Raw genomic sequence first — 24,960 nt, 5'->3', positions numbered from 1 at the left:
GAGCCGGGGCGCCCATCGTGTGCGGGGCTCTAAGGCGCCACCCATGCGTACCGGTGCTCGGGCCGCCCCGTGTCGCCGTACTTCAGGGACAGGCGCAGTCGGCCCGCCTGTTCCAGGTGCCGCAGATAACGCTGGGCGGTGGAGCGGCTCAGGCCGGTCTTGGCCGCCACCTCGTGGGCGGAGAGCGGCTGGCCTGCCCGGTGCAGCACCTCGCAGATGAGGTCCGTCGTCGGTTCGGAGTGGCCGCTGGGCAGCCTCGGCGACGAGACCGCGGGCGTGGTCCGCAGGGCACCGAAGATCCGGTCCACCTGCTCCTGGCCGGCCACGCCCCGGCCGCCGACGCGGTCGACGGTGCGGCGCAGCGCGGCGTAGGAGTCGAGGCGGGTGCGCAGGGCCGCGAAGGTGAACGGTTTGACCAGGTAGTGCAGGGCGCCCAGACGCATGGCGGCCTGGACGGTCGCCACGTCGCCGGCGGCGGTGATCATGATGACGTCGGTGCCGTGGCCGCGTTCGCGCATGCGGTGGACCAGTTCGAGCCCCGTCTGGTCAGGCAGGTAGTGGTCGAGCAGCACCAGGTCGATCGGGGCGCGTTCCACCGCGGCGAGCGCCTGGGCAGCGCTGTGCGCGCGGGCGGCGACCCGGAAACCGGGAACCTTTCCCACGTACTTGGCGTTGATCTCGGCGACACGGAAGTCGTCGTCCACGACCAGGACGTCAATCATCGGGCCTCTTTCTCCCAAGGCCATGCGGGCGTTACGCCCGTGTTTCGGCTCCGCAGTTGTAGCGCGAGCAAAAAGAGCACAACAGACTCTTGCAAGCAGAAGTCGAGGTTGCGCCCAGAAGACTCCTGCCGTGGCCCGCGCCACACCTACCGTCCCGGGCCATGAGCGCAGACACAAGCCCCGCCATCGAGCTACGGGGCGCGAGCAAAACCTTCCGGACCCCGTCAGGCGGTCTGCACACGGCGGTCAGGGATCTTGACCTGACCGTCGGGCGCGGCGAGTTCGTCGCCGTCGTCGGGCCCACCGGATGCGGCAAGTCGACGACCCTGACCCTGGTCAGCGGCCTGGAGGAGCCCACCGAGGGCGAGGTCATGGTGGCCGGCGAGCCGGTCTCGGGAGTCGGCGACAAGGTCGGTTTCGTCTTCCAGCAGGACGCCACGTTCCCCTGGCGCACGGTCCTGTCCAACGTCATGGCGGGTCCGCGCTTCCGGGGCGTGCCCAAGGCGGAGGCCAAGCAGAAGGCCCGCGAGTGGCTGGCCCGGGTGGGGCTCGCGGCCTTCGAGGACCGCTACCCGCACCAGCTCTCCGGCGGCCAGCGCAAGCGTGTCGCCCTCGCCGCCACCTTCGTCAACGACCCCGAGATCCTGCTGATGGACGAGCCGTTCTCGGCGCTCGACGTGCAGACCCGGGCGCTGATGTCGGACGAGTTGCTGGAGCTGTGGGAGGGCACGGGCGCCTCCGTCGTCTTCGTCACCCACGACCTGGAGGAGTCGATCGCGCTGGCCGACAAGGTCGTCGTGATGACCGCAGGACCCGCCACCGTGAAGCAGGTCTTCGACATCGACCTGCCCCGGCCGCGCAAGGTCGAGTCGGTGCGCCTGGAGCCGCGGTTCATCGAGATCTACCGCGAGATCTGGGAGTCCCTGGGTGAAGAGGTCCGCATCACGCGCGAGAGGGGTGCCGCCCATGTCGCCTGAGGTCATCTCCGCGCCCACTCCCGTCGACACCCCCAAGCCCGACCGCGCTCATTCACGCGCGCGTGCCGCCCGCAGACGCAAGGCCGTCGTCCTGCTGGTCCGGGTGCTGCTCCTGGTCGCCGTGCTCGGCCTGTGGGAGGTGCTCTCCCGGAGCAAGGTCATCGACCCGTTCAACTTCTCGATGCCGTCGAAGATCTGGGACCAGATCTCCACCTGGGTGATGCACGGCACGGCGCAGGGAGCGCTCGGCGAACAGATCTGGGTCACGCTCCACGAGGCGCTGCTCGGCTGGATCATCGGCGTGATCGCCGGTGTGGTCTTCGGTATCGCGCTCGGGCGGATCGCCTTCCTCGCCGATGTCCTCGGTCCCTACATCAAGGTGCTCAACTCCATTCCCAGGATCGTCCTCGCTCCGATCTTCGTGATCTGGTTCGGGCTCGGACCGTCCTCCAAGGTCGCCTCCGCCGTCGTCCTGGTGTTCTTCCCGGTCTTCTTCAACGCCTTCCAGGGCGCCCGCGAGGTCGACCGCAACCTAGTCGCCAACGCCCGCATCCTGGGCGCCAGTGACCGCCGGGTCACACTCCAGGTCGTCATCCCGTCGGCCACCTCGTGGATCTTCACCAGCCTCCACGTCAGCTTCGGCTTCGCGCTCATCGGCGCCATCGTCGGCGAGTACATCGGCGCGACGAAGGGCATCGGCCTGCTCGTCGCCCAGTCCCAGGGCACCTTCAACGCGGCCGGTGTCTACGCCGCGATGGTCATCCTCGCGGTCGTCGCGCTGGTGGCCGAGGGGCTGCTCACCTTCGCCGAGCGCCGCATCTTCCGCTGGAAGCCGTCGGACTCCGGGCACTGACCTGCCCCGCAGGCTCCGGTCAACGCCCCCGTCCCGCCCGCAGTTTCCCCCGCACCGCCCTCTCACAAGGACGTGAACCGCCATGCGCAAGTCCGCCAGAATCGCCGCCCTCGCCGCGGCCGGCCTGCTCGCCGCCACCTCGCTCACCGCCTGCGCCAACGACGCGGCGACCACCGCCTCGTCGGACTCCGGCAGCAAGGGCGACGGCAAGGGCGAGAAGGTCAAGATCATGGTGGGTGGCCTGGACAAGGTCATCTACCTGCCCGCCATGCTCACCCAGCGGCTCGGCTACTTCGACGCCGAGGGCCTCGACGTGGAACTGCTGAGCGAGCCGGCCGGCGTGCAGGCCGAGACCGCCCTCGTCTCCGGCCAGGTGCAGGGGGCCGTCGGCTTCTACGACCACACGCTCGACCTGCAGACCAAGGGGAAGGCCGTCGAGTCCGTGGTGCAGTTCTCGCACGCGCCCGGCGAGGTCGAGATCGTCTCCAACAAGAGCGCCAAGGACATCACCTCGCCCAAGGACTTCAAGGGCAGGAAGCTCGGCGTCACCGGCCTAGGTTCCTCGACCGACTTCCTCACCAAGTACCTCGCGGTCAAGAACGGTGTGCAGGTCAGCGAGTTCAGCCCGGTCGCCGTCGGCGCCGGTCCGACGTTCATCTCCGCCCTCCAGCAGGGCTCCATCGACGCGGGCATGACCACGGACCCGACCGTCGCCACGGTGCTGCAGAAGAACCTCGGACAGGTGCTCGTCGACATGCGGACACCGCAGGGGTCGCAGGAGGCACTGGGCGGCCCTTACCCGTCGTCGAGCCTGTACATGCAGACGGACTGGGTCAACAGCCACAAGGACACCGTCCAGAAGCTCGCCAACGCGTTCGTCAAGACCCTCAAGTGGATGTCCACACACTCCGCGAACGAGATCGCCGCCAAGATGCCGGCCGACTACTCGCAGGGCAACAAGACGCTCTACGCGAGCGCCATCAAGAGCACGCTGCCGATGTTCACCAAGGACGGCGTGATGCCCGAGGACGGCCCGCAGACCGTCGAGAAGGTCCTCAAGGCCTTCAACCCCAACATCAAGAACGCCACGATCGACCTCGGCAAGACGTACACGACGGAGTTCGTGAAGAAGGCCACGGGCTGAGCCCGAGGGCCGTGCCTCAGGCGCGGGTCGCCCACACGTAACGGTGTTCGGGGCGGCCCGCGTCGCCGTATTTCAGGGTCAGCGTGGCCCGCCCCGTGCGCTCCAGGAGCTTCAGATAGCGCTGGGCGGTCTGGCGGCTGAGCCCCGTCCGTTCGGCGATCTCCTGGGCGGACAGCGGCCCCGGGGCGTCCACCAGGGCACGGCGTACCAGCTCCGCCGTCGTCGCAGAGTGCCCCTTGGGAAGCCCCGGCTCCGACCCCGCCGACAGAGCGCCGAAGATCCGGTCGACCTCCGCCTGTTCGGCCTCACCGCCGCCGTCGAGAGTGCGCCGCAGCTCGGCGTACGCCTCCAGCTTGGCGCGCAGGCCGGCGAAGGCGAACGGCTTGACCAGGTACTGGAGCGCGCCGTGCCGCATCGCGGCCTGGACGGTCTGGATGTCACGGGCCGCCGTCACCATGATCACATCGGTCTGGTGGCCGCGCCGGCGCATCTCCTGAACGACCGAGAGCCCCGTGTCGTCGGGCAGGTAGTGGTCCATCAGGACCAGATCCAGGTGGGGGAGCGTCTCCATCTGCCGCAGCGCGCCGGCCGCGTTGTGCGCCCGGCCGGCCACCCGGAAGCCGGCGACCTTCTCCACATACGCGGCGTTGACCCGGGCGACCCGGGGGTCGTCGTCCACGACCAGTACGTCGATCGGCCGGATCATCGCGACTCCTCCTCGGGGATCGGGGCGGGTGTGTCCGGGGCCGGCGCCCTGTCCGCCGGTGCCTGACGGGCGGGGACGAGGGCCCCGCGGTCTGCGGCGGCCGGCTCCGGTTCCTCGAGCGCCTCGGGGAGGACGACGACGAACTCCGCGCCTCCTCCGTCCGCCTCGGTCACCCGGGCCCTGCCTCCCTGGCGTTCGGCGAGTCGGCGCACCAGGGACAGCCCGATGCCGCGCTTGCCGTGCGCCGGGGGCTGCTTGGTGGACCATCCGTCCGTGAAGATCAGCTCCCGCCGCTCGGCGGGTATTCCGGGACCTGTGTCGCGCACCCTGAGGACCGCCGTGCGCCCTTCCGCACGCAGTTCGACCTCCACGCGCGCGTGCGGAGTACCCGCGACGGCGTCGAGTGCGTTGTCGACCAGGTTCCCTACGATCGTGACCAGACCTCTGGGGTCGATCAGCCGGTCGGGCAGCAGTGTCCGGTCCGCGATCCACAGCGCCACCCCGCGCTCGGCGGCGACCGTCGCCTTGCCCACCAGCAGCGCCGCGAGCAGCGGATCGTGGATCTTCTCGGTGACCTGTTCCGCCGTGGCCCTGTGGTCGCCCACCACCTCCCCGACGAACTCCACGGCGTCCTCGTACATCTCCAGTTCCAGCAGTCCCAGAAGCGTATGCATGCGGTTGGCGTGTTCGTGGTCCTGCGCGCGCAGGGCGTCGATCAGACCGCGCGTGGAGTCCAGTTCGCGGCCCAGCTGCTCCAGCTCGGTGCGGTCGCGCAGGGTGGCGACGGCGCCTCCGTCGTCGGTGGGCATGCGGTTGGCGACGAGGACCCGGTGCCCGCGCACGGTGAGCAGGTCGGTGCCCGTGACCCGTCCGGCCAGCACATCGGTCGTACGGCCCTCGCCGAGCGCGTCGTCGAGGGAGCGGCCGACGACCTCGTCACCGACGCCCAGCAGGCGCTGTGCCTCGTCGTTGACCAGACGCACCCGCCCCTCGCGATCCAGCGCGACGACGCCCTCCCTGATGCCGTGCAGCATCGCCTCGCGCTCGGCGAGCAGCGCGGAGATGTCCGAGAAGGCGAGGTCACGGGTCTGCCGCTGGACCCTGCGCGAGATCAGATAGGCGGCCAGCGCGCCGATCGCCAGGGCCGCGCCCGCGTACGCGAACAGGCCCGGGATCGCGTGGATCAGCCGGGCCCGGACGCTGTCGTACTCGATGCCCACGGAGACCGCTCCGATGATCCTGCCCTGCGCGTCCCGCAGCGGCACCTTGCCGCGGGCCGAGCGGCCCAGGGTGCCGCTGTCGATGGCCATGACGTCCTTGCCGGCCAGGGCACCGCTCGGGTCGGTGGAGACGACCTTGCCGATCTGCGTGGTGTCCGGGTGCGACCAGCGCACCCATCGGGTGTTCATCACCACGACGTACTCGGCGTGGCTGGCCTTGCGGATGCGTTCGGCCTCGGCCTGCACCGGCCCGTCGGGCGACGGCCGCGTGGTTTGCAGATCTCTCGCGATCTGCGGCTGGGCCGCCGTGGTCTGCGCGATCGCGAGGGCCCGGCGCATCGCCTGGTCGTCCAGCAGACGGCTGAGCGGCGCCAGGAACAGCCCGGTGGCGAGCACGGCCACGCCCGCGGCGATCGCCACCTGCATCAGCAGGACCTGCGAGAACATCCGCCGCGGCAGACCGAGGCGCAGTCGTCGTGCAGGGGCAGAGGGGCTCATGGGTACGACGGTACGGGGACGGGCGCGCCGTGCCGTACGGGTGTGGCGTGGATCTCCTGTGCGGTGCAGGTGCGGCCCGTCACGGGGAGCCGCCCTCCTTCCGCGCGGGGCCCGCGCCTCAGCAGTGCGCCGGGTGGGCGGCGACCGCGGTGCGCAGCTCCCGTACCGACACCACGTCCATCCGCGCCGGGGAACCCAGCACCGAGCCGCAGCTCTCGGGGCGCGGCGGCAGCGAGGCGCCCTGGGCCACGACGACGCGCCACAGGCGGCCGTCGGTGTGGGCCACGGTGACCTTCCAGCGGGGCGCCGCGCCGTCGGTGCGCAGGACGGTCAGCGCTCCCGCCGTGTACTCGCGTGCCGCCGTGCGGACCGCGAGCTCCGCGGCCTGCGCGGGCCGCTCCCAGGCGGAGCTGCCGCGGCATCCCTCGACCACGACCCGCCCTTCGCGCACGGCCTGCAGGACCTCCTTGACGTGGGCGGCCTGGGCCCGCCCGTACGCGTATCCGAACGGCAGGACGAGCACGGTGGGGGAGAAGCGGTGGCCGCCGAGGTGGGTGACCTCCCAGACGCCGTGGACGCCGGAGGCGGTCAGCTCGGCCGCGAGGGGACGGCCGAGGAGGGCGCAACAGCGGTCGCGCCTGCCGTTGGTGCAGACGAAGGCGAGCGGGTCGCCGGCGTGCGGCCGTCCCTGGAGAACCGAGTCGAAGCTGTGCGGGTCGCCCGTGCCGAGGGCGGCGAAGTCCAGATCGAGCAGCCGCTCCGGCGCGGAGGTCGTGGCGGCGTGCAGCCAGACGTTTCCGGGCACGGTGTGCGCCACGTAGACCTGCCGTTCGGCGGGCGTGCCGCAGTCCGCGTGCCGCCCGGGGCGGCGGATGAGCGCGATCCGTACGCCGGTGCCCTCCACGGCCGCTTCCAGGGCGCGGCCGAGCGCCCGGTCGAGGTGGCTGGAGGTGAGCGCGTTGGGACCCCAAGGGCCCGGCTGTTCCAGGAGCAGCCAGGTCCTCGCGGTCGCCGCGGTACCCGCGAGGGGCTCGTCGAGGTCCCGGGACGCGGTCGTGCACGTACTCACAGAGGTGAGCCTAACCTGACTTGCCCGGCGGTGAGCATCGGGCTCACTCGGGGAGCGGCTGTGGCGGGCGTGCTCCCGCATGGCGTCCGCCGGGACGCATGCGCAGCGGGCGTTCGTCGTACTCCTCCAGAGCGTGGGCGATCCAGCCGTGGAGTTCTACGCGGGGCGGGCGTGATCACGGAGTTCTTATGGCCTCCCGCGCGAGATGTTCACCCCCGGCCTTCGCGACGGCGCGACCTTCGCGACGGCGCGACCTTCGCGACGGCCCGAGTGGGCGGCCGGAGCGCCAGCATCCTGGAACAGGCGGAAGGCAGGAAGATCATCCGCCCGGCGGCCCGGTACGTGGGCCCGGAACCGCCGGGAACGGTGCCGGCGGTGGCATGAGGGCCGGAGAACCGTCGGGCCTCGATGCCGTTCGCATCGAGGCCACGGGTGGAAGAGCGGATGCCACGGGTGGAAGAGCGGATGAGCGCCCGTCACTCATGCATCGGGGATGTCCGCCTTCGCGTGGAGCAGCGTTTCGCGGCTGATGACGACGATCCGTTCATAGTCTGCCCGTGAGGCGTCGGGCGGCAGTTCCGCGTCAAGAGCATCCGTGGCCTCTGTGCCGATGACGGCGAAGCGGCCGTCGCTCAGCTCGAAGATGTCGGGGCAGCTCTGTCCCGAGACGCTGCCGCGCTCCCGGGGCGAGGCGCCGACTCGACGCACGATCTTCAAGTCCGTTCCTAGCCTGGTCGAGGGACGGGCCGAGGGGTGCGTGGGACGCTGCACGGGCTGATGGCCTCCTTCGTCCGGTATAGCTCATGAGGGGGCCCGGAAGAACTCATGAGTGGCCGCCGGTCCTCGTGGGAAAGGCAGCCCTGCACAGGGAATGCGAAGCTTGCGGGGATGTTTCACCGCATCAGACTCGCGGAAGACTACAGCCCGCGTCGGCCACGCGTCTTCCCATCCGTACCGTGAGTTGACGCCCGTCACTCCTCTGGCAGTTCTCCCACCACCCACCACTGCTCCCCGTCCTCCTGCTCACGGACCAGGGCGTCCATGTCGCGGACCAAGTCGTCCATCAACGCGCCCAGCCTGGCTTCCTCGGACGAGGCGGGCAGGCTCTCGCGATGGTGGCGCGTGGCCGCCCAGTACTCGCGGAAGATGTCGTTGCGGCAGATCATCCGAAGGTGCCCGTACAGCTCGTTGAGACTCAGCGCCCCGATGCGGTGGTAATACAGAGCGTTGATATAGAGGGCGTTGGCGAAGAGGTACTGACGCTGCCTGTCCGGCGGGACGTCCGTGTCGTACGTGTGCAGGACGGCTGCCAGCGCGGGGTCGTCCATGGCCTTGCACAGCAACTCGAAGTGGAGTCGGTGCTGCTCCACGAGCGCTGCGCGTTTGCGCCGGCGCGAGCCCCAACCGTTCATGGCGCCGAAGGCGGCTGCCAACCTCGCCCTGGAGAGGGAGCCAAGCCCCCGTATGCCGGAGCTCTGTGTGACCATGTCAACCCCCGAATCAGGCGACCGTCCGCCGGTCGTCGGGTGCGGGTCGACTGGTGGGGACCGGCGAGCGATGGGCGGCGCGCTTGCCGTCTCCCAGGGTGCCGAGCGGCTCTGATCGGCCGGGAGGCGGAGAGGAGGCGCACGGAGGGAAGCGAGGGTCGCACGCTCCAGCGCCATGCCCAACGTCTGCCCAGCAAGTGGTGCTAACAATCGTTCACTTCGCGGGCTTTGCCCGCACTCGTATCCTGGGTCGGCATTCAATCCTCGTACGAGAGCCGACCCGTTGCGGCGTGAGCCGGTCCGCGAGCCGTCCCCGTACGGCCGCCGGTCCGCGCGCCGGCGGGCGCACGGGTGTGAAAAGGGGCGCACAGTGACCCAGTCGTCGAGTCCGCAGCAGATACCGGTCGTCGTACTCGCCGGATTTCTGGGCTCCGGCAAGACCACCCTGCTCAACCACCTTCTCCACCACAGCGGAGGCAGTCGCATCGGGGCCGTCGTCAACGACTTCGGGGCCATCGAGATCGACGCGATGGCCGTCGCCGGGGCGCTCGGGGACTCCACCGTCTCCCTCGGCAACGGATGCCTGTGCTGCGCCGTGGACGCGAGCGAACTCGACCTCTACCTCGACCGTCTCGCCCAGCCCTCCGCCGGCATCGACGTCATCGTCATCGAGGCCAGCGGGCTCGCCGAACCGCGGGAACTGGTCCGCATGGTGCTGGCCAGCGAGCAGCCGCGCGTCGTCTACGGCGGACTCGTCGAGGTCGTCGACGCCGTCGAGTTCGACGCCACCCGTGAGAGGCATCCCGAACTCGACCGCCATCTCGCCCTCGCCGACCTCGTCGTCGTCAACAAGACCGACCGGGCCGAGGACAGCGAGCGGGTCCTGCGGCTGGTGCGCTCGCTCGCCGACCGGGCCGCCGTCGTCCCGGCCGCCTACGGTCGCATCGACCCGGGGTTCCTCTTCGACTGCCGGCCGGCCGAGGAACGCGTCGGGCAGCTGTCCTTCGACGACATCCCCCGACAGGACGAGCACGGGCACGACGATGCGCACCACGCCCATCTGCACACCGCGTACGACAGCCTGTCCTTCCGCTCCGACGTGCCCATGAACCCCCGCCGGCTGCTGGACTTCCTCGACAGCCGCCCCGAGGGCCTGTACCGGATCAAGGGGTACGTCGACTTCGGTCCCGCGGATCCGCACAACCGGTACGCCGTGCACGCCGTGGGGCGGTTCCTGCGGTTCTACCCGCAGCCGTGGGGGACCGGCGACGAGCGGCTCACGCAGCTCGTCCTCATCGGGTCGGGCATCGACACCGCCGCCCTCGACAAGGAACTCCAGGCGTGCACGGACGACGCCCCGCACGCCGACGAGCACAGCATGTGGGGCGTCCTCCGCTACGTCCAGGACAAGGAGGCCGAGGCCCCTCAGGCCGAGGCCCCTCAGGACCCCGGCGACCTCGAGGGCTGACCTACACCGGCCCCGCCACCGCCGCGACGGTCTTCGGCAGCGACACGCCCGAGCCGTCGCGCCGCGGGTCGATCTCGGGCAGCTCGGCCGGCGTGCCGTTCTTCTGCGCCGCCCGGGCCGGGGCCGCGCCCGCCCAGGCGAACGACAGGCAGTCCTCGCCCTTCAGGAACCGCTGGCAGCGCACGCCGCCCGTGGCGCGGCCCTTGCGCGGGTACTGGTCGAACGGCGTCATCTTGGCCGTGGTCTGCACCGAGTCGTCCAGCGTGCCGCGCGAGCCGGCGACCGTGAAGACCACCGCGTCGGCCGCCGGGTCCACCGCCGTGAACGAGATCACCTTGGCGCCCTCGGTCAGCTTGATGCCCGCCATGCCGCCCGCCGGACGGCCCTGCGGGCGGACCTGGGAGGCGGGGTAGCGCAGCAGCTGGGCGTCGTCCGTGATGAAGACCAGGTCCTCCTCGCCCGTGCGCAGCTCGACCGCGCCGACGATCCGATCGCCCTCCTTGAGGGTGATGACCTCCAACTCCTCCTTGTTCGCAGGGTAGTCGGGGACCACGCGCTTGACGACGCCCTGTTCCGTGCCGAGCGCGAGACCCTGGGAGGACTCGTCCAGCGTCGTCAGGCACACCACCGTCTCGCCCTCCGTAAGGGAGACGAACTCCGAGACCGGCGCACCCCCGGACAGGCTCGCCCGCGTCGCCGTCTCCGGCAGCTGCGGAAGGTCGATCACGTTCACCCGCAGCAGCCGCCCGGCGGACGTCACCACGCCCACCTCACCGCGCGCCGTCGCCGGGACGGCGGAGACGATCACGTCGTGCTTGGCGCGCCTGCCGTCGGAGTCCTCCTCGAACGGGTCGTTGTTCGCCGTGCGCGCCAGCAGGCCCGTCGACGAGATCAGCACCCGGCAGGGGGCGTCCTCGACCTGCAGCGGAACCGTCGGGGCCGGGACGCCGGAGGACTCCAGCAGCACCGTGCGCCGGTCGGTGCCGAACTTCTTGGCCACCGCGGCCAGTTCGTTGGAGACCAGCTTGCGCAGCTCCGCGTCCGACTCCAGGATCCGGGTCAGCTCCTCGATCTCGGTGTTGAGCCGGTCCTTCTCCGCCTCCAGCTCGATGCGGTCGAACTTCGTCAGGCGGCGCAGCGGCGTGTCGAGGATGTACTGCGTCTGGATCTCGCTCAGCGAGAAGCGCTCGATCAGGCGCTCCTTGGCCTGCGCGGAGTTGTCGCTGGAGCGGATCAGACGGATGACCTCGTCGATGTCCACCAGCGCGGTCAGCAGGCCCTCGACCAGGTGGAGGCGGTCGCGCTTCTTGCCGCGGCGGAACTCCGAGCGGCGGCGGACCACGTCGAAGCGGTGGTCCAGGTAGACCTCGAGGAGCTCCTTGAGGCCCAGCGTCAGCGGCTGGCCGTCGACCAGGGCCACGTTGTTGATGCCGAAGGACTCCTCCATGGGCGTCAGCTTGTAGAGCTGCTCCAGGATCGCCTCCGGCACGAACCCGTTCTTGATCTCGATGACCAGGCGCAGGCCGTGCTGCCGGTCGGTGAGGTCCTTGACGTCGGCGATGCCCTGGAGCTTCTTCGAGCCCACCAGGTCCTTGATCTTGGCGATCACCTTCTCCGGGCCGACCGTGAAGGGCAGCTCGGTGACGACGAGGCCCTTGCGGCGTGCCGTCACGTCCTCCACGGAGACCGTGGCCCGCATCCTGAAGGTGCCGCGGCCCGTCTCGTACGCGTCGCGGATCCCGGGCAGCCCCACGATCCGGCCGCCGGTGGGCAGGTCCGGGCCCGGGACGTGCTTCATCAGAGCGTCCAGGTCCGCGTTCGGATACCTGATCAGATGGCGGGCGGCCGCGATCACCTCGCGCAGGTTGTGCGGCGGCATGTTCGTCGCCATGCCGACCGCGATGCCCGACGCGCCGTTCACCAGCAGGTTCGGGAAGGCGGCGGGCAGGGCCACCGGCTCCTGCTCCTGGCCGTCGTAGTTGGGCGCGAAGTCGACCGTGTCCTCGTCGATCGACTCGGTCATCAGACCCGTCGCCTCGGCCATCCGGCACTCGGTGTACCGCATGGCGGCCGGCGGGTCGTCGTTGCCCAGCGAGCCGAAGTTGCCGTGGCCGTCGACCAGCGGCACGCGCATCGAGAAGGGCTGGGCCATGCGCACCAGGGCGTCGTAGATCGACGCGTCGCCGTGCGGATGCAACTTACCCATGACCTCGCCGACGACGCGGGCGCACTTCACATAGCCGCGGTCGGGGCGCAGGCCCATCTCGTTCATCTGGTAGACGATCCGCCGGTGCACCGGCTTGAGGCCGTCGCGGGCGTCCGGCAGGGCCCTTGAGTAGATGACCGAGTACGCGTACTCGAGGAAGGAGCCCTGCATCTCGTCCACGACGTCGATGTCGAGGATCTTCTCCTCGTACGAGTCGTCGGGTGGCGGGGTCTTCGTGCTGCGGCGGGCCATCGCTGCCGGCTCCTTCACCGTCTGTGCTGGGCATGGAAACGAGTCTGACGCCGACCATTGTGGACCGCCGCACCGACAACGGGGACCGGGGCCCTTCCGAGGGGCCGTGAAACCGGCCCGACGGCGATCACGACCGTCCCGGCCGCCCGACGCGTCAACGGCGAGCGTCCCCCACCCCCCGTAATCATGGTCTCGCTCTCGGCGTACGCCGCCCGGGAACTTCGCCACCGGTCGGCACGCTTGCATACAGTGACAGGACCGGCAGGAAACCGCGGTTTCCGCGACAGCTTCCGCGATCGAAGGGACGTACATGCCCATGGGTCACACGGCCACAGCCGAGGCAGGCTCCGGGGGCCTGACAGCGACCGAGCACCGCCTGGCCAACGGCCTGCGCGTGGTGCTCTCCGAGGACCATCTGACCCCGGTCGCGGCGGTGTGCCTCTGGTACGACGTCGGCTCCCGGCACGAGGTTCAGGGGCGCACGGGTCTCGCCCACCTCTTCGAGCACCTGATGTTCCAGGGCTCCGCCCAGGTCAAGGGCAACGGCCACTTCGAGCTGGTGCAGGGAGCGGGCGGCTCGCTCAACGGCACCACCAGCTTCGAGCGCACCAACTACTTCGAGACCATGCCCGCCCACCAGCTGGAGCTCGCCCTCTGGCTGGAGGCCGACCGCATGGGCTCCCTGCTCGCCGCGCTCGACGACGAGTCCATGGAGAACCAGCGGGACGTCGTGAAGAACGAGCGCCGCCAGCGCTACGACAACGTCCCCTACGGCACCGCCTTCGAGAGGCTGACCGCGCTCGCCTACCCCGAGGGCCACCCCTACCACCACACGCCGATCGGGTCGATGGCCGACCTGGACGCGGCCACCCTGGAGGACGCGCGCGCGTTCTTCCGCACCTACTACGCGCCGAACAACGCGGTGCTGTCCGTCGTCGGCGACATCGACCCCCAGCAGACCCTCGCCTGGGTCGAGAAGTACTTCGGGTCCATCCCGTCCCACGACGGCAAGCCCCAGCCGCGCGACGGCTCGCTGCCCGAGATCATCGGCGAGCAGCTGCGGGAGGTCGTCGAGGAGGAGGTTCCGGCGCGCGCCCTGATGGCCGCCTACCGGCTGCCGCACGACGGCACGCGCGCGTGCGACGCGGCCGACCTGGCGCTCACGATCCTCGGCGGCGGCGAGTCCTCCCGCCTGTACAACCGGCTCGTGCGCCGTGACCGCACCGCCGTCGCCGCCGGGTTCGGCCTGCTGCGGCTCGCCGGGGCGCCCTCGCTGGGGTGGCTGGACGTGAAGACCTCCGGCGACGTCGAGGTGCCCGTCATCGAGACCGCCATCGACGAGGAACTCGCCCGGTTCGCCGAGCGGGGCCCGACGGCCGAGGAAATGGAGCGCGCCCAGGCCCAGTTGGAGCGCGAGTGGCTGGACCGGCTCGGCACGGTCGCGGGCCGCGCCGACGAACTGTGCCGGTACGCCGTGCTGTTCGGCGACCCCCAGCTCGCCCTGACCGCCGTGAAGCGCGTGCTCGAGGTCACCGCCGAGGAGGTGCAGGAGATCGCCAAGGCCCGCCTGCGCCCCGACAACCGCGCGGTGCTCGTGTACGAGCCGGTCGCGGCCGAGGCCCCGGAAGCTGCCGAGACCACCGACGAGACCGAGGAGTCGGCGAAGTGAGCGAGCTCGCGACCATGGAGTTCCACCCGCAGCCCCAGCCCGGCGAGGCCCGGCCCTGGGCGTTCCCGGCGCCCGAGCGCGGCACGCTCGACAACGGCCTGACCGTGCTGCGCTGCCACCGCCCCGGTCAGCAGGTCGTCGCCGTCGAGGTGCTCCTCGACGCGCCCCTGGACGCCGAGCCGGCCGGCCTCGACGGCGTCGCCACGATCATGGCGCGCGCCTTCTCCGAGGGCACGGACAAGCACTCCGCCGAGGAGTTCGCCGCCGAGCTGGAGCGCTGCGGCGCCACCCTCGACTCGCACGCCGACCACCCCGGCGTCCGCCTCTCCCTGGAGGTGCCGGTCTCCCGCCTCCCCAAGGCGCTCGGACTGCTCGCCGACGCCCTGAGGTCGCCGGCCTTCGCGGACAGCGAGGTGGAGCGCCTGGTGCGCAACCGCCTCGACGAGATCCCGCACGAGATGGCCAACCCGGCCCGCCGCGCCGCCAAGGAGCTCTCCAAGGAGCTGTTCCCGGCGTCCTCGCGCATGTCGCGCCCGCGTCAGGGCACCGAGGAGACGGTCGCGAACATCGACGCCGCGGCCGTCCGTGCCTTCTACGAGCGGTATGTGCGCCCCGCGACGTCCACCGCGGTCGTGGTCGGCGACCTCACCGGGATCGATCTGGACGAGCTCCTCGGCGACACCCTCGGCGCCTGGACGGGGGAGCCCTCCAAGCCGCGTCCGGTGCCCCCGGTGACCGCCGACGACACCGGCCGCGTGATCATCGTGGACCGTCCCGGCGCCGTCCAGACACAGCTGCTCATCGGCCGTGTCGGGCCCGACCGCCACGACCGCGTGTGGCCCGCCCAGGTGCTCGGCACGTACTGCCTCGGCGGCACCCTCACCTCCCGCCTGGACCGCGTCCTGCGCGAGGAGAAGGGCTACACCTACGGGGTGCGGGCCTTCGGGCAGGTGCTGCGCTCCGCGCCCGACGGCACGGGCGCCGCGATGCTCGCCATCAGCGGCTCCGTCGACACGCCGAACACCGGCCCGGCGCTCGACGACCTGTGGAAGGTGCTGCGCACCCTCGCCGCCGAGGGCCTGACGGACGCCGAGCGCGACGTCGCCGTACAAAACCTGGTGGGGGTGGCACCGCTGAAGTTCGAGACGGCGGCGGCCGTCGCGAGCACGCTCGCCGACCAGGTCGAGCAGCACCTGCCGGACGACTACCAGTCGACGCTGTATCAGCAGCTGGCCGCCACGGGCACGGTGGAGGCCACCGCGGCCGTGGTGAACGCCTTCCCGGTGGATCGCCTCGTCACCGTGCTGGTGGGCGACGCCGCGCAGATCAAGGAGCCCGTAGAGGCGCTCGGCATCGGCGAAGTGAGCGTCGTCGCCGCCGAGTAGAGCGCACCGCACGCGCGCGTGCGCCGCGCCCGTCCCGGGGCCCTGGTGACTTTCCGTTCACCAGGGCCCCGCCCATTGGCGGGTTTGTCCGTATTGCCACAGAGGTTGCCTCTCTGCCCTGTGGGATGCGCTACAAACCCCGTCCTGCGTTTGCTGATTGAAAGACGGTCCGCTTAGCGTCATTCGGGCTGTCCGTCAGGCAGTGCGCCGCACCCGCGGCACCGGACAGTCATCGCCGAGTCCCCGTACGGCGCGAGCCAGGGGAGCCGGGGACCCAAAACCACAGTCCCTGGGGTGAATCGGGCGCGAGCCCGTAGGAGACCTTCCTGCTCCGAACCCGTCAGCTAACCCGGTAGGCGAGAGGGAAGGAAAGGACCAGCCACTTCATGGCGTTCACCTGCGCCACCGGGAAGCACCGTCGCCCGAGCCGTGTGAAGCGTACGACTGCGAACGCCGTCGGCGTGGCAGCGCTCACCACCACCGGTGTCATCGGCACCCTGGCCGCCCCGGCCCACGCCGCCGGCGCCCCCGTCGAGCAGACCGGGCTGCTCCAGGCCCTCACCCTCGGTGACTCGGTCGCGGAGAAGATCGGCGCACAGGCCGCCGCCCAGAAGCAGGCCGCCGAACAGAAGCGGGCCGAGGAGGCCGCGCGCAGGAAGGCCGCCGAGAAGGCCCGCCAGGAGCGCGAGGCCAAGGAGCGGGCCGCACGCGAGGCCGAGCGCAGGCGTCTCAACGCGTTCGTGCCGCCGATCTCCAACTCCTTCGTCTCCACCGGTTACAAGACCGGCGGCTCCCTGTGGTCCTCCGGCTCCCACACCGGCATCGACTTCCACGCCGCCACGGGCACGCCCGTGCACGCCGTCGGCGCCGGTACCGTCGTCCAGACCGGCTGGGGCGGCGCGTACGGCAACCAGATCGTCATCAGGATGAACGACGGCACCTACACCCAGTACGGCCACCTGTCGTCCATAGGCGTCTTCGTGGGTCAGCACGTCACCCCCGGCCAGCAGATAGCCCTCGCCGGGTCCACCGGCAACACCACCGGGCCGCACCTGCACTTCGAGGCCCGGACCACTCCCGAGTACGGCTCGGACATCGACCCCGTCGCCTACCTGCGCTCGCACGGCGTGAACGTCTGACGGCCGCGCCCGCGACAGTAGCGCCCGCACCCGACGGCCCCGGCTGATCAGCCGGGGCCGTCGTCGGCTTCAGCCGGGGCCGTCGTCGGCTTTCGAACGGCTGTGTGTCCAAAAAAAATCCCTGGATTCCGGCCCGCCGTCGGAAATTCCGGCCCACTGCAATAGAGTCGGTTGAACACGCGTCAATCGCGTACGTTTCGCGGGGATTAAGGCGGAGGTCGGTCATGCGTATTCCGGCGCACTCGGTCTGCACGGCGATCCGTGATGACATCGTCGCGGGTGTCTACGAGCGCGGCAGCCGACTCACCGAGGAACTCCTCGCACGCCGCTACGGCGTCTCCCGCGTCCCCGTGCGCGAGGCGCTGCGCACCCTGGAGGCCGAGGGCTTCGTCGTCACCCGCCGGCACGCGGGCGCGTGCGTGGCGGAACCCACCGAGCAGGAGGCCGCCGACCTGCTGGAGATGCGGATGCTGCTGGAGCCGCTCGGGGCCGCGCGGGCCGCGCAGCGGCGTACCGAGGCCCATCTCAAGGTGCTGCGCGGCCTGGTCAGACTGGGCCAGGAGCGGGCCAGGAGGGGCAACAGCGAGGATCTGCGCTCCCTGGGCGGCTGGTTCCACGAGACGCTGGCGCAGGCCTGCGGGAGCCCGGCGCTGACCTCGACGCTCGCCCAGCTGCGGCACAAGATCACATGGATGTACGCGGTCGACGCGCCGGCCGACCCCGTGGAGTCCTGGGCCGAGCACGGCGGCATCGTTGACGCCGTCGCGCGCGGGGACGGCGAGCGGGCGCGGGCGATCACGGCGCTGCACACGGAGCGCTCCACGGCCGCGCACCGGCTCCGCTTTCCCGGCGGGACGGACCGCCCGGACCGTGTGAGGACTTCGCAACACCCCGTAAACACGTCGGCGCTCCGGCTTTAACACAGGCACCGTATACAAAGAGGGATATTCGGCTGAGGCCTATTTTCGGCTGCCTGTTTTCGGCGTGCGTCCTTAAATTCGGCGTGCGCCGTTCCGGTGCGTCGTCTGTGAATTTAGTCGTGCGTGACGAATGCGCCGTGTGCCCTTTTCATTGCGTGCGCCTTTCTCGCCGTTCCCTGCGCCGGACTGCCGTCGTCGCCGGTTCTCGCCCTCCCGGACGGGAGCATGCCCGGCAACGACAAAAGCCGCGCCGCCATGAAGGCGACGCGGCTGGAGCGGGGTGCTGCTGCCCGAAGGGTCAGACGGTCTCGGGGAGTTCCTCGAGGCCCTCGGCGACCAGCTTGGCCAGACGGTCGAGCGCGGCGTCCGCACCCTCCGCGTCGGAGGCCAGGACGATCTCCTCGCCACCCTGGGCGCCGAGGCCCAGAACCGCCAGCATGGACGCGGCGTTGACGGGGGTGCCGCCCGCCTTGGCGATCGTCACCGGGATGCCGGAGGCCGTGGCTGCCCGGACGAAGATGGAGGCGGGGCGGGCGTGGAGACCCTCGGCCCAGCCGACGTTGACGCGGCGCTCAGCCATGTGTTGCTGCCCTTCAGGTGTATCAGGGTTGTCTAGACCAGTGTTCCATAGGTGAAGCGTGCCCGGGAAGGGCATCGTCCCGTCCCCGGCGGGCCGGGACCGGTCCCCTCAGCCTGCCTCGCGCCGCCTACGGACGCGAGCCTTACTCTGGGGCCCATGCAGACCACGTCGGACCGGCACGAGTACCCCGCCCACTGGGAGGCCGACGTGGTGCTGCGCGACGGCGGCACCGCGCGCATCAGGCCCATCACCGTCGATGACGCCGAGCGCCTCGTCAGCTTCTACGAGCAGGTCTCGGACGAGTCGAAGTACTACCGCTTCTTCGCGCCGTACCCGCGTCTGTCCGCCAAGGACGTCCACCGCTTCACGCACCACGACTTTGTGGACAGGGTGGGACTCGCGGCCACGGTCGGCGGCGAGTTCATCGCAACCGTACGCTATGACCGCATCGGTACCGACGGCCTGCCCGCCTCCTCGCCTGCCGACGAGGCCGAGGTGGCCTTCCTGGTGCAGGACGCGCACCAGGGACGCGGCGTCGCCTCCGCCCTGCTCGAACACATCGCGGCGGTGGCCAGGGAGCGCGGCATCCGCCGGTTCGCCGCCGAGGTGCTGCCCGCCAACACCAGGATGATCAAGGTGTTCACGGACGCCGGGTACCAGCAGAAGCGCAGCTTCGAGGACGGTGTCGTACGCCTCGAGTTCGACCTGGAGCCCACCGACCGGTCGCTGGCCGTCCAGCGCGCCCGGGAGCAGCGGGCCGAGGCGCGGTCCGTGCAGCGGCTGCTCGCACCCGGCGCGGTCGCCGTGATCGGCGCCGGCCGTACGCCCGGGGGAGTGGGCCGCAGCGTTCTCGACCACCTCAGGGACGGCGGATACACCGGCCGCCTGTACGCGGTGAACCGGGCGTTCGCCGCAGACCGGAAGGAGCTCGACGGCGTCCCCGCCCACCGCTCGGTCCGTGACATCTCCGAGCCGGTCGACGTCGCCGTGGTGGCGGTCCCCGCCGAGCACGTCCCCGAGGTCGTCACCGAGTGCGGCGAGCACGGGGTGCAGGGGCTCGTGGTGGTCTCCGCCGGGTACGCCGAGAGCGGGCCCGAGGGGCGGGAGCGGCAGCGGGAGCTGGTGCGGCAGGCGCGGTCGTACGGCATGCGGATCATCGGGCCGAACGCCTTCGGAATCATCAACACCTCGCCGCAGGTCCGGCTCAACGCCTCCCTCGCCCCCGAGATGCCGCGCCCCGGGCGCATAGGACTGTTCGCCCAGTCGGGCGCCATCGGGATCGCCCTGCTGTCACGGCTGCATCGGCGCGGCGGAGGTGTGACCGGCGTCACGGGTGTCTCGACCTTCGTCTCCTCCGGGAACCGGGCGGACGTGTCCGGCAACGACGTCCTCCAGTACTGGTACGACGACCCGGACACCGATGTCGCCCTGATGTATCTGGAGACCATCGGCAACCCGCGAAAGTTCACCCGCCTCGCCCGGCGCACGGCGGCGGCCAAGCCGCTGGTTGTGGTCCAGGGCGCGCGGCACGGGGGCGCGCCGCAGGGGCACGCGGTACGGGCCACACGGCTGCCGCACGCCACGGTGTCCGCGCTGCTGCGGCAGGCGGGGGTGATCCGGGTGGACACGATCACGGAACTGGTGGACGCGGGCCTGCTGCTGGCCCGCCAGCCGCTGCCCGCCGGGCCCCGGGTGGCGATCCTCGGGAACTCGGAGTCGCTCGGGCTGCTGACGTACGACGCCTGCCTCACGGAGGGCCTGCGGCCCTCGCCGCCGCTCGATCTCACGACGGAGGCGTCGGCCGAGGACTTCCACCGGGCGCTGGTGGGCGCGCTGGCCGACGACTCCTGCGATGCCGTGGTCGTGACGGCGATACCGGCGGTGGGGGAGACGTCGCCCAGGGACGCGGAGCTGGCCGAGGCGTTGAGGTCCGCCGCCGCGGTGGCTCCCGCGAAGCCCGTGCTGGTGGTGCACGTGGAGCTGGGCGGGCTGGCGGAGGCCCTGTCCGCCGCCGCGAGCACGGGTCCCCAGGCGGGCGCCGCGGAACGACTGCACCCGGAGGTCGCGGACGCGGTACCGCCGCCCGCGACCGAGGCGCCGGCGGACTCCCGGCTCATCCCCGCCTACCCCGCCGCCGAACGCGCCGTCCGGGCCCTCGCCGAAGCCGTCAAGTACGCGCAGTGGCGGCGGGAGGCCGCCGAGCCGGGGAAGGTGCCCGAGTTCGACGACATCGACGAGAAGGGCGCCGCCCAGCTGATCGACGGCCTGCTCGCGCGCGGCCAGGGGCTCACACTCGGCACGGACGAGACCTGTGACCTGCTCGCGCGCTACGGCATCCACGTCCGTCGGGCGCTGCCCGCTCCCACCCCCGAGGCCGCTCTCGGGGCCGCCCGCACGATCGGCTACCCGGTGGCCCTCAAGGCCACCGCCCCGCATCTGCGCCACCGCGCCGACCTGGGCGGCGTACGCCTCGACCTGGCCGACGAGGAGCAACTGCTGAGGGCGTACGCGGAGTTGACGTCCCTGTTCGGCAAGCCGGAGGAACTGCGCCCGGTCGTGCAGGGCATGGCGCCACGCGGCGTCGACACCTTCGTACGGACCGTCATCGATCCCGCGGCCGGGGCCGTCCTGTCGTTCGGGCTCGCCGGGGCCGCCTCCCAGCTGCTCGGCGACATGGCGCACCGGCTGGTTCCCGTCACCGACCGCGACGCCACCTCCCTGGTCCGGTCGATCCGGACGGCGCCGCTCCTGTTCGGCTGGCGCGGCTCCGACCCCGTGGACACACCCGCCCTCGAAAAGCTGATGCTGCGCGTGTCACGGCTGGTCGACGACCATCCCGAGGTCGTCGCGGTCACCCTGGAGCCCGTCGTGGTCGCCCCGCGCGGCCTGAGCGTGCTCGGCGCCACCGTCCGGCTCGCGCCCCCGCCCGCCCGCGACGACCTCGGCCCCCGCAGGCTCCCGGTGTACTGAGCAGCGGCGAGCGGTGCCTCGCAGTCAGCGCGCCCCCGTAGGATGGACGGCATGGCCAAGACCAGTACGACGACCCAGGGGCTGCGCGCGGCGATCGAGCGCAGCGGCTACTACCCGGCGCTCGTGGCCGAGGCGGTGGAAGCCGCGGTGGGCGGCGAGCCCATCCGGTCGTACCTGGTCCACCAGGAGACCACCTTCGACGCCAACGAGGTGCGCCGGCACGTGACCGTGCTGGTCCTCACCGGCACCCGGTTCATCGTCAGCCACACCGACGAACAGGCCGCGGACGACACCTCCCCGACGCCGTACGCGACGACGTCGACGGAATCCGTGAAGCTCGGCCGGATCGCCTCGGTCGTCCTCAGCCGCGTCGTCGCCAACCCGGAGTCGTACACACCGGGCACGCTGCCCCGCGAGGTCGTCCTGACCATCGGCTGGGGCGCCGTCTCCCGCATCGACCTGGAGCCCGCCGCCTGCGGCGACCCCAACTGCGAGGCCGACCACGGCTACACGGGCAGCTCGACGGCGGACGACCTGAGCCTGCGTGTCAGCGAGGCAGGAGACGGCCCGGAGACGGTGCGCCAGGCGCTCGTCTTCGCACAGGCCCTCTCCGAGGCGACCGCGGACGACTCCCGCTGATGGCACTCCCCGCCTGGGCCGACCACCCGGAGCCGCTGGCCCTCGGCTCCGCGCCCGTCCCCGAGTACGGCTCGGGCTCGCTGGCCGATCTCCTGCCCACCCTGGCGGCGGGCATGGGGGTGCCGGGTCAGAATGCCGCCATACCGGAACTGACCGGCGCCGACCGCAACTGCGTCTTCCTGATCGACGGGCTCGGCTGGGAGCAGCTGAGGGCGCACCCCGACGAGGCGCCCTTCATGACCTCGCTCCTGGCGTCCTCCCGCGGCGGCACCGGGCGGCCCATCACCGCCGGCTACCCGGCGACCACGGCGACCTCGCTGGCCTCCGTCGGCACCGGCCTGCCCCCGGGCGCGCACGGCCTGCCCGGCTACACCGTGCGCAACCCGGACACCGGGGAGCTGATGAACCAGCTGCGCTGGCAGCCGTGGACCGCGCCGCAGGTCTGGCAGCCGTACCCCACCGTCTTCCAGCTCGCTCACGACGCCGGTGTGCACACCGCACAGGTGTCCTCCCCGGCGTTCGAGAACACCCCGCTGACGAAGGTCGCGCTCAGTGGCGGAACGTTCCGCGGGAAGCTGACCGGCGAGGACCGCATGGACCTGGCGGCCGAGCAACTGGGCGCCGGGGAGCGCTCCTTGGTGTACACGTACTACTCCGAGCTGGACGGCGCCGGCCATCGGTTCGGCGTCGACTCCGACACCTGGCGCGGCCAGCTCATGTACGTCGACCGGCTGGTCCAGCGCCTGGCCGAGCAGCTGCCGCCGCGCACCGCCCTGTACGTGACCGCCGACCACGGCATGCTCGACATCCCGTTCGACGAGCGGCACCGCATCGACTTCGACGAGGACTGGGAGCTGCGCGCCGGCGTCGCCCTGCTCGGCGGCGAGGGGCGCGCACGGCACGTCTACGCGTTGCCGGGCGCCGAGAACGACGTCCTGACCTGCTGGCGCGAGGTCCTCGGCGAGCAGTTCTGGGTGGCCTCGCGGGACGAGGCGATCGCGGCGGGCTGGTTCGGCCCGCACGTCGACGACCGCGTGTACGCGCGCATCGGCGACGTGGTCGCGGCGGCCCGTGACGACGTGCTGATCATCGCCTCCGAGCGCGAGCCGAAGGAATCGGCCATGGTCGGCAACCACGGCTCGATGACGGCCGTGGAACAGCTGGTGCCCCTGCTGGAAGTGCGCACCTGACCTCCACCTGACCGCCACCCGAGCGTGGCGCGCGCCCGCGCGCCCAGTACGCTCTGAAGATCCCCCATGCCCTCCGCCCCGCCCGAAAGGCCTCAATCACCCATGCCCGAGTTGGTGTTCTTCTCCGGAACCATGGACTGCGGGAAGTCGACACTGGCTCTCCAGATCGAGCACAACCGCTCCGCGCGCGGCCTCGTGGGCATGATCTTCACCCGTGACGACCGGGCGGGCGAGGGCAAGCTCTCCTCCCGCCTCGGCCTGGTCACCGACGCGGTGGAGGTGGGCGACGGACAGGACCTGTACGCCCACGTCGTCGACCACCTCTCCCAGGGCGGGCGAGCGGACTACGTGATCGCGGACGAGGCGCAGTTCCTGGCGCCGGAGCAGATAGACCAGCTGGCCCGCGTGGTCGACGACCTCGGTCTCGACGTCTACGCCTTCGGTATCACGACCGATTTCCGTACCAAGCTCTTCCCCGGCTCGCAGCGCCTGGTGGAGCTGGCCGACCGGGTCGAGGTCCTCCAGGTGGAGGCGCTGTGCTGGTGCGGCGCCCGCGCGACGCACAACGCCCGCACGGTGGGCGGCGAGATGGTGGTCGAGGGCGCCCAGGTCGTCGTGGGCGACGTGACCCAGTCGGCGGACGAGATCGGTTACGAGGTGCTGTGCCGCCGCCACCACCGGCGCCGTATGACGGCGGCCGCCGCGCGCGCGGCGGCTCTCTCCCCGGACGTCCTGCCGGTGTCGTCCATCTGACGCCCCGGCGATTCACCCGTCAGGAGACGGCTCGGTCGAGCGGGCTCACCACCGAGAACGTCGCTCCCTCCGGATCCGCGACCGCGACCATACGGCCCAGTGCGGTGCTGCGACCGGGACTCACGACGTGTCCGCCCAGCTCGGTGACCCGCTCGGCGGCCGCGTCGGCGTCCTCGACCTGGAAGTGCGTCATCCAGTGCGGGCCCCGGTCGCGGGGCAGGGCCTGCTCGACGCCGTGGATGCCGGCGACCGGACGGCCCCCGATGTTGAGGGTGCGGTAGTCGCAGTCGGCGGTGGCCACCGGCTCCTCCTCGTAGCCGAAGACCGTCCGGTAGAACGTGGCGACGCTCGCCGTGTCGTAGGTGAGCAGCTCGTTCCAGGCAGGAGTGCCGGGGACGCCCGTCAGGCCCGTGCCGAGGTGTTCGGCCGCCTGCCAGATGCCGAAGACCGCGCCCATCGGGTCGCAGGCGATCGCCAGCCGCCCCGCCTCGGCGGCGTCCAGGGGACCGACCCCCACCGTGCCGCCGCAGCTGCGGACCGCCTCGGCGGTCGCGTCCACGTCGTCCGAGCCGAGGTACGGCGTCCAGGCGACCGGGAGATGGCGGTCCGGCGGCAGTTGGCCGATGCCCGCCACCTCATAGCCGTGCAGCACGGCCCGCGCATAGGGCCCGAGTTGCTGCGGTCCCGGGCGGAACTCCCAGCCGAACAGTGCCCGGTAGAACTCCTGGGTCGCGTCCATCCCGTGCACCATCAGACTCACCCAGCACGGTGCGCCGGGCGCCGGCCTCTCGTGCGCCGTGCCGGTCAGGCCCGCCGACCCCGGTGCCTCGATCATCGTCACTCTCTCCCCGGCCCTTCGTGGTGGCCGTTCAGCTTCCGCCCGCGTGCACCTGCGCCGGGTGGGCGCGGGGCACGGTCCGCGCCGATGGTCGCACCACCGGTCGCACCACGGGCTCCGGCCGCGCCGTGCGGTACGGCTCCCGGCCACAGGGCTCGATGGGACGGTGCTCGTGCTTCGCGGTGTGATCGCCGTGTGCGGTCCCATCGGCTGTACAGCATGTGTCCGATCCCGTACAGCGGGTGATCGGACCTGTCCGGCGGAGCAGGGTAGCG

Annotated in this window: 21 protein-coding genes, 1 pseudogene and 1 riboswitch; of the genes and pseudogenes, 13 read left to right on the top strand and 9 right to left on the bottom strand. The window is 71.3% G+C overall.

Going from position 1 to position 24,960, the window contains the following annotated elements:
- Window positions 1-29 precede the first annotated feature (29 nt).
- Complete coding sequence (locus ACIRC0_RS07330; RefSeq protein ID WP_403612415.1) at window positions 30-722, bottom strand: response regulator; 693 nt, start codon at window positions 720-722, stop codon at window positions 30-32.
- 161 nt (window positions 723-883) lie between these two features.
- Here ACIRC0_RS07330 and ACIRC0_RS07325 point away from each other — a divergent pair, with 161 nt between their 5' ends.
- From ACIRC0_RS07325 to ACIRC0_RS07315, 3 genes are all read left to right on the top strand, one after another.
- Window positions 884-1,699: an ABC transporter ATP-binding protein gene (locus tag ACIRC0_RS07325; RefSeq protein WP_403612412.1), complete on the top strand. Its 816-nt coding sequence runs from the start codon at window positions 884-886 to the stop codon at window positions 1,697-1,699.
- Window positions 1,689-2,552 (top strand): ABC transporter permease, encoded by an 864-nt coding sequence (locus ACIRC0_RS07320; RefSeq protein WP_403612409.1) that lies wholly within the window; start codon window positions 1,689-1,691, stop codon window positions 2,550-2,552. The genes ACIRC0_RS07325 and ACIRC0_RS07320 overlap by 11 nt, the downstream gene beginning before the upstream one ends.
- An 82-nt stretch (window positions 2,553-2,634) precedes the next feature.
- Window positions 2,635-3,696 carry an ABC transporter substrate-binding protein gene (locus ACIRC0_RS07315; protein WP_403612406.1) on the top strand — a complete coding sequence of 354 codons (1,062 nt, stop codon included), beginning with the start codon at window positions 2,635-2,637 and terminating at the stop codon, window positions 3,694-3,696.
- 16 nt (window positions 3,697-3,712) lie between these two features.
- On the opposite strand, the gene ACIRC0_RS07310 is transcribed toward ACIRC0_RS07315, so the two are convergent.
- The 3 genes from ACIRC0_RS07310 to ACIRC0_RS07300 form a co-directional block, all read right to left on the bottom strand.
- Complete coding sequence (locus ACIRC0_RS07310; RefSeq protein WP_403612403.1) at window positions 3,713-4,402, bottom strand: response regulator; 690 nt, start codon at window positions 4,400-4,402, stop codon at window positions 3,713-3,715.
- Window positions 4,399-6,120 carry an ATP-binding protein gene (locus ACIRC0_RS07305; protein ID WP_403612401.1) on the bottom strand — a complete coding sequence of 574 codons (1,722 nt, stop codon included), beginning with the start codon at window positions 6,118-6,120 and terminating at the stop codon, window positions 4,399-4,401. The genes ACIRC0_RS07310 and ACIRC0_RS07305 overlap by 4 nt, the downstream gene beginning before the upstream one ends.
- A 118-nt stretch (window positions 6,121-6,238) precedes the next feature.
- Complete coding sequence (locus ACIRC0_RS07300; protein ID WP_403612398.1) at window positions 6,239-7,189, bottom strand: sucrase ferredoxin; 951 nt, start codon at window positions 7,187-7,189, stop codon at window positions 6,239-6,241.
- Window positions 7,190-7,379: 190 nt separating this feature from the next.
- Here ACIRC0_RS07300 and ACIRC0_RS07295 point away from each other — a divergent pair.
- Window positions 7,380-7,573: pseudogene (locus ACIRC0_RS07295) on the top strand (hypothetical protein); the annotation flags it as partial.
- 96 nt (window positions 7,574-7,669) lie between these two features.
- Here ACIRC0_RS07295 and ACIRC0_RS07290 read toward each other — a convergent pair.
- Together ACIRC0_RS07290 and ACIRC0_RS07285 are read right to left on the bottom strand one after the other, a co-directional pair.
- Window positions 7,670-7,906 carry a hypothetical protein gene (locus ACIRC0_RS07290; RefSeq protein ID WP_403612395.1) on the bottom strand — a complete coding sequence of 79 codons (237 nt, stop codon included), beginning with the start codon at window positions 7,904-7,906 and terminating at the stop codon, window positions 7,670-7,672.
- Window positions 7,907-8,160: 254 nt separating this feature from the next.
- Complete coding sequence (locus ACIRC0_RS07285) at window positions 8,161-8,676, bottom strand: DUF6082 family protein (RefSeq protein ID WP_403612392.1); 516 nt, start codon at window positions 8,674-8,676, stop codon at window positions 8,161-8,163.
- A 370-nt stretch (window positions 8,677-9,046) separates the two neighbouring features.
- On the opposite strand from ACIRC0_RS07285, the gene ACIRC0_RS07280 reads away from it, so the two are divergent.
- Window positions 9,047-10,144 carry a CobW family GTP-binding protein gene (locus ACIRC0_RS07280; RefSeq protein WP_403612389.1) on the top strand — a complete coding sequence of 366 codons (1,098 nt, stop codon included), beginning with the start codon at window positions 9,047-9,049 and terminating at the stop codon, window positions 10,142-10,144.
- 1 nt (window position 10,145) lies between these two features.
- Here the strand turns inward: ACIRC0_RS07280 and ACIRC0_RS07275 are convergent, their stop codons facing one another.
- On the bottom strand, window positions 10,146-12,602 hold the full coding sequence (locus ACIRC0_RS07275) for a DNA topoisomerase (ATP-hydrolyzing) subunit A (RefSeq protein ID WP_403612386.1): 2,457 nt from the start codon (window positions 12,600-12,602) through the stop codon (window positions 10,146-10,148).
- A gap of 310 nt (window positions 12,603-12,912) precedes the next feature.
- On the opposite strand from ACIRC0_RS07275, the gene ACIRC0_RS07270 reads away from it, so the two are divergent.
- The 4 genes from ACIRC0_RS07270 (at window position 12,913) to ACIRC0_RS07255 (ending at window position 17,715) form a co-directional block, all read left to right on the top strand.
- Complete coding sequence (locus tag ACIRC0_RS07270) at window positions 12,913-14,271, top strand: M16 family metallopeptidase (RefSeq protein WP_403612383.1); 1,359 nt, start codon at window positions 12,913-12,915, stop codon at window positions 14,269-14,271.
- Complete coding sequence (locus ACIRC0_RS07265; protein WP_403612381.1) at window positions 14,268-15,656, top strand: M16 family metallopeptidase; 1,389 nt, start codon at window positions 14,268-14,270, stop codon at window positions 15,654-15,656. Before ACIRC0_RS07270 ends, ACIRC0_RS07265 begins: the two co-directional genes overlap by 4 nt.
- 223 nt (window positions 15,657-15,879) lie before the next feature.
- A riboswitch (cyclic di-AMP (ydaO/yuaA leader) is annotated at window positions 15,880-16,030 on the top strand.
- A 12-nt stretch (window positions 16,031-16,042) separates the two neighbouring features.
- Window positions 16,043-16,795, top strand: coding sequence for a M23 family metallopeptidase (locus ACIRC0_RS07260; protein WP_403612379.1), 753 nt, complete (start codon window positions 16,043-16,045; stop codon window positions 16,793-16,795).
- A 224-nt stretch (window positions 16,796-17,019) separates the two neighbouring features.
- The gene (locus tag ACIRC0_RS07255; RefSeq protein WP_403612376.1) at window positions 17,020-17,715 is read left to right on the top strand and encodes a GntR family transcriptional regulator; all 696 of its coding nucleotides are present in this window, start codon (window positions 17,020-17,022) and stop codon (window positions 17,713-17,715) included.
- 298 nt (window positions 17,716-18,013) lie between these two features.
- Here ACIRC0_RS07255 and ACIRC0_RS07250 read toward each other — a convergent pair whose 3' ends face one another.
- Window positions 18,014-18,295, bottom strand: coding sequence for an HPr family phosphocarrier protein (locus tag ACIRC0_RS07250; protein WP_103844608.1), 282 nt, complete (start codon window positions 18,293-18,295; stop codon window positions 18,014-18,016).
- Window positions 18,296-18,451: 156 nt separating this feature from the next.
- On the opposite strand from ACIRC0_RS07250, the gene ACIRC0_RS07245 reads away from it, so the two are divergent.
- The 4 genes from ACIRC0_RS07245 to ACIRC0_RS07230 all read left to right on the top strand — a co-directional run bounded on the left by ACIRC0_RS07245 (window position 18,452) and on the right by ACIRC0_RS07230 (window position 23,847).
- On the top strand, window positions 18,452-21,265 hold the full coding sequence (locus ACIRC0_RS07245; RefSeq protein WP_403612374.1) for a GNAT family N-acetyltransferase: 2,814 nt from the start codon (window positions 18,452-18,454) through the stop codon (window positions 21,263-21,265).
- Between the two features lie 51 nt (window positions 21,266-21,316).
- A complete protein-coding gene (locus ACIRC0_RS07240) occupies window positions 21,317-21,904 on the top strand; it encodes a DUF5998 family protein (protein ID WP_403612372.1) in 588 nt (195 codons plus the stop codon).
- The gene (locus tag ACIRC0_RS07235) at window positions 21,904-23,094 is read left to right on the top strand and encodes an alkaline phosphatase family protein (RefSeq protein ID WP_403612369.1); all 1,191 of its coding nucleotides are present in this window, start codon (window positions 21,904-21,906) and stop codon (window positions 23,092-23,094) included. The genes ACIRC0_RS07240 and ACIRC0_RS07235 overlap by 1 nt, the downstream gene beginning before the upstream one ends.
- Window positions 23,095-23,196: 102 nt before the next feature.
- The gene (locus ACIRC0_RS07230; RefSeq protein ID WP_200418488.1) at window positions 23,197-23,847 is read left to right on the top strand and encodes a thymidine kinase; all 651 of its coding nucleotides are present in this window, start codon (window positions 23,197-23,199) and stop codon (window positions 23,845-23,847) included.
- Window positions 23,848-23,866: 19 nt separating this feature from the next.
- Here ACIRC0_RS07230 and ACIRC0_RS07225 read toward each other — a convergent pair whose 3' ends face one another.
- Window positions 23,867-24,682: a VOC family protein gene (locus tag ACIRC0_RS07225; protein ID WP_403612367.1), complete on the bottom strand. Its 816-nt coding sequence runs from the start codon at window positions 24,680-24,682 to the stop codon at window positions 23,867-23,869.
- Window positions 24,683-24,960 lie beyond the last annotated feature (278 nt).

It is taken from the genome of Streptomyces sp. NPDC093984 (genome assembly GCF_044764595.1).
GTDB classification, from domain to species: Bacteria; Actinomycetota; Actinomycetes; order Streptomycetales; family Streptomycetaceae; genus Streptomyces; species Streptomyces cynarae.
Note: the sequence above shows the minus strand (reverse complement) of the source record. Positions and strands in the feature narration are given on the sequence as shown.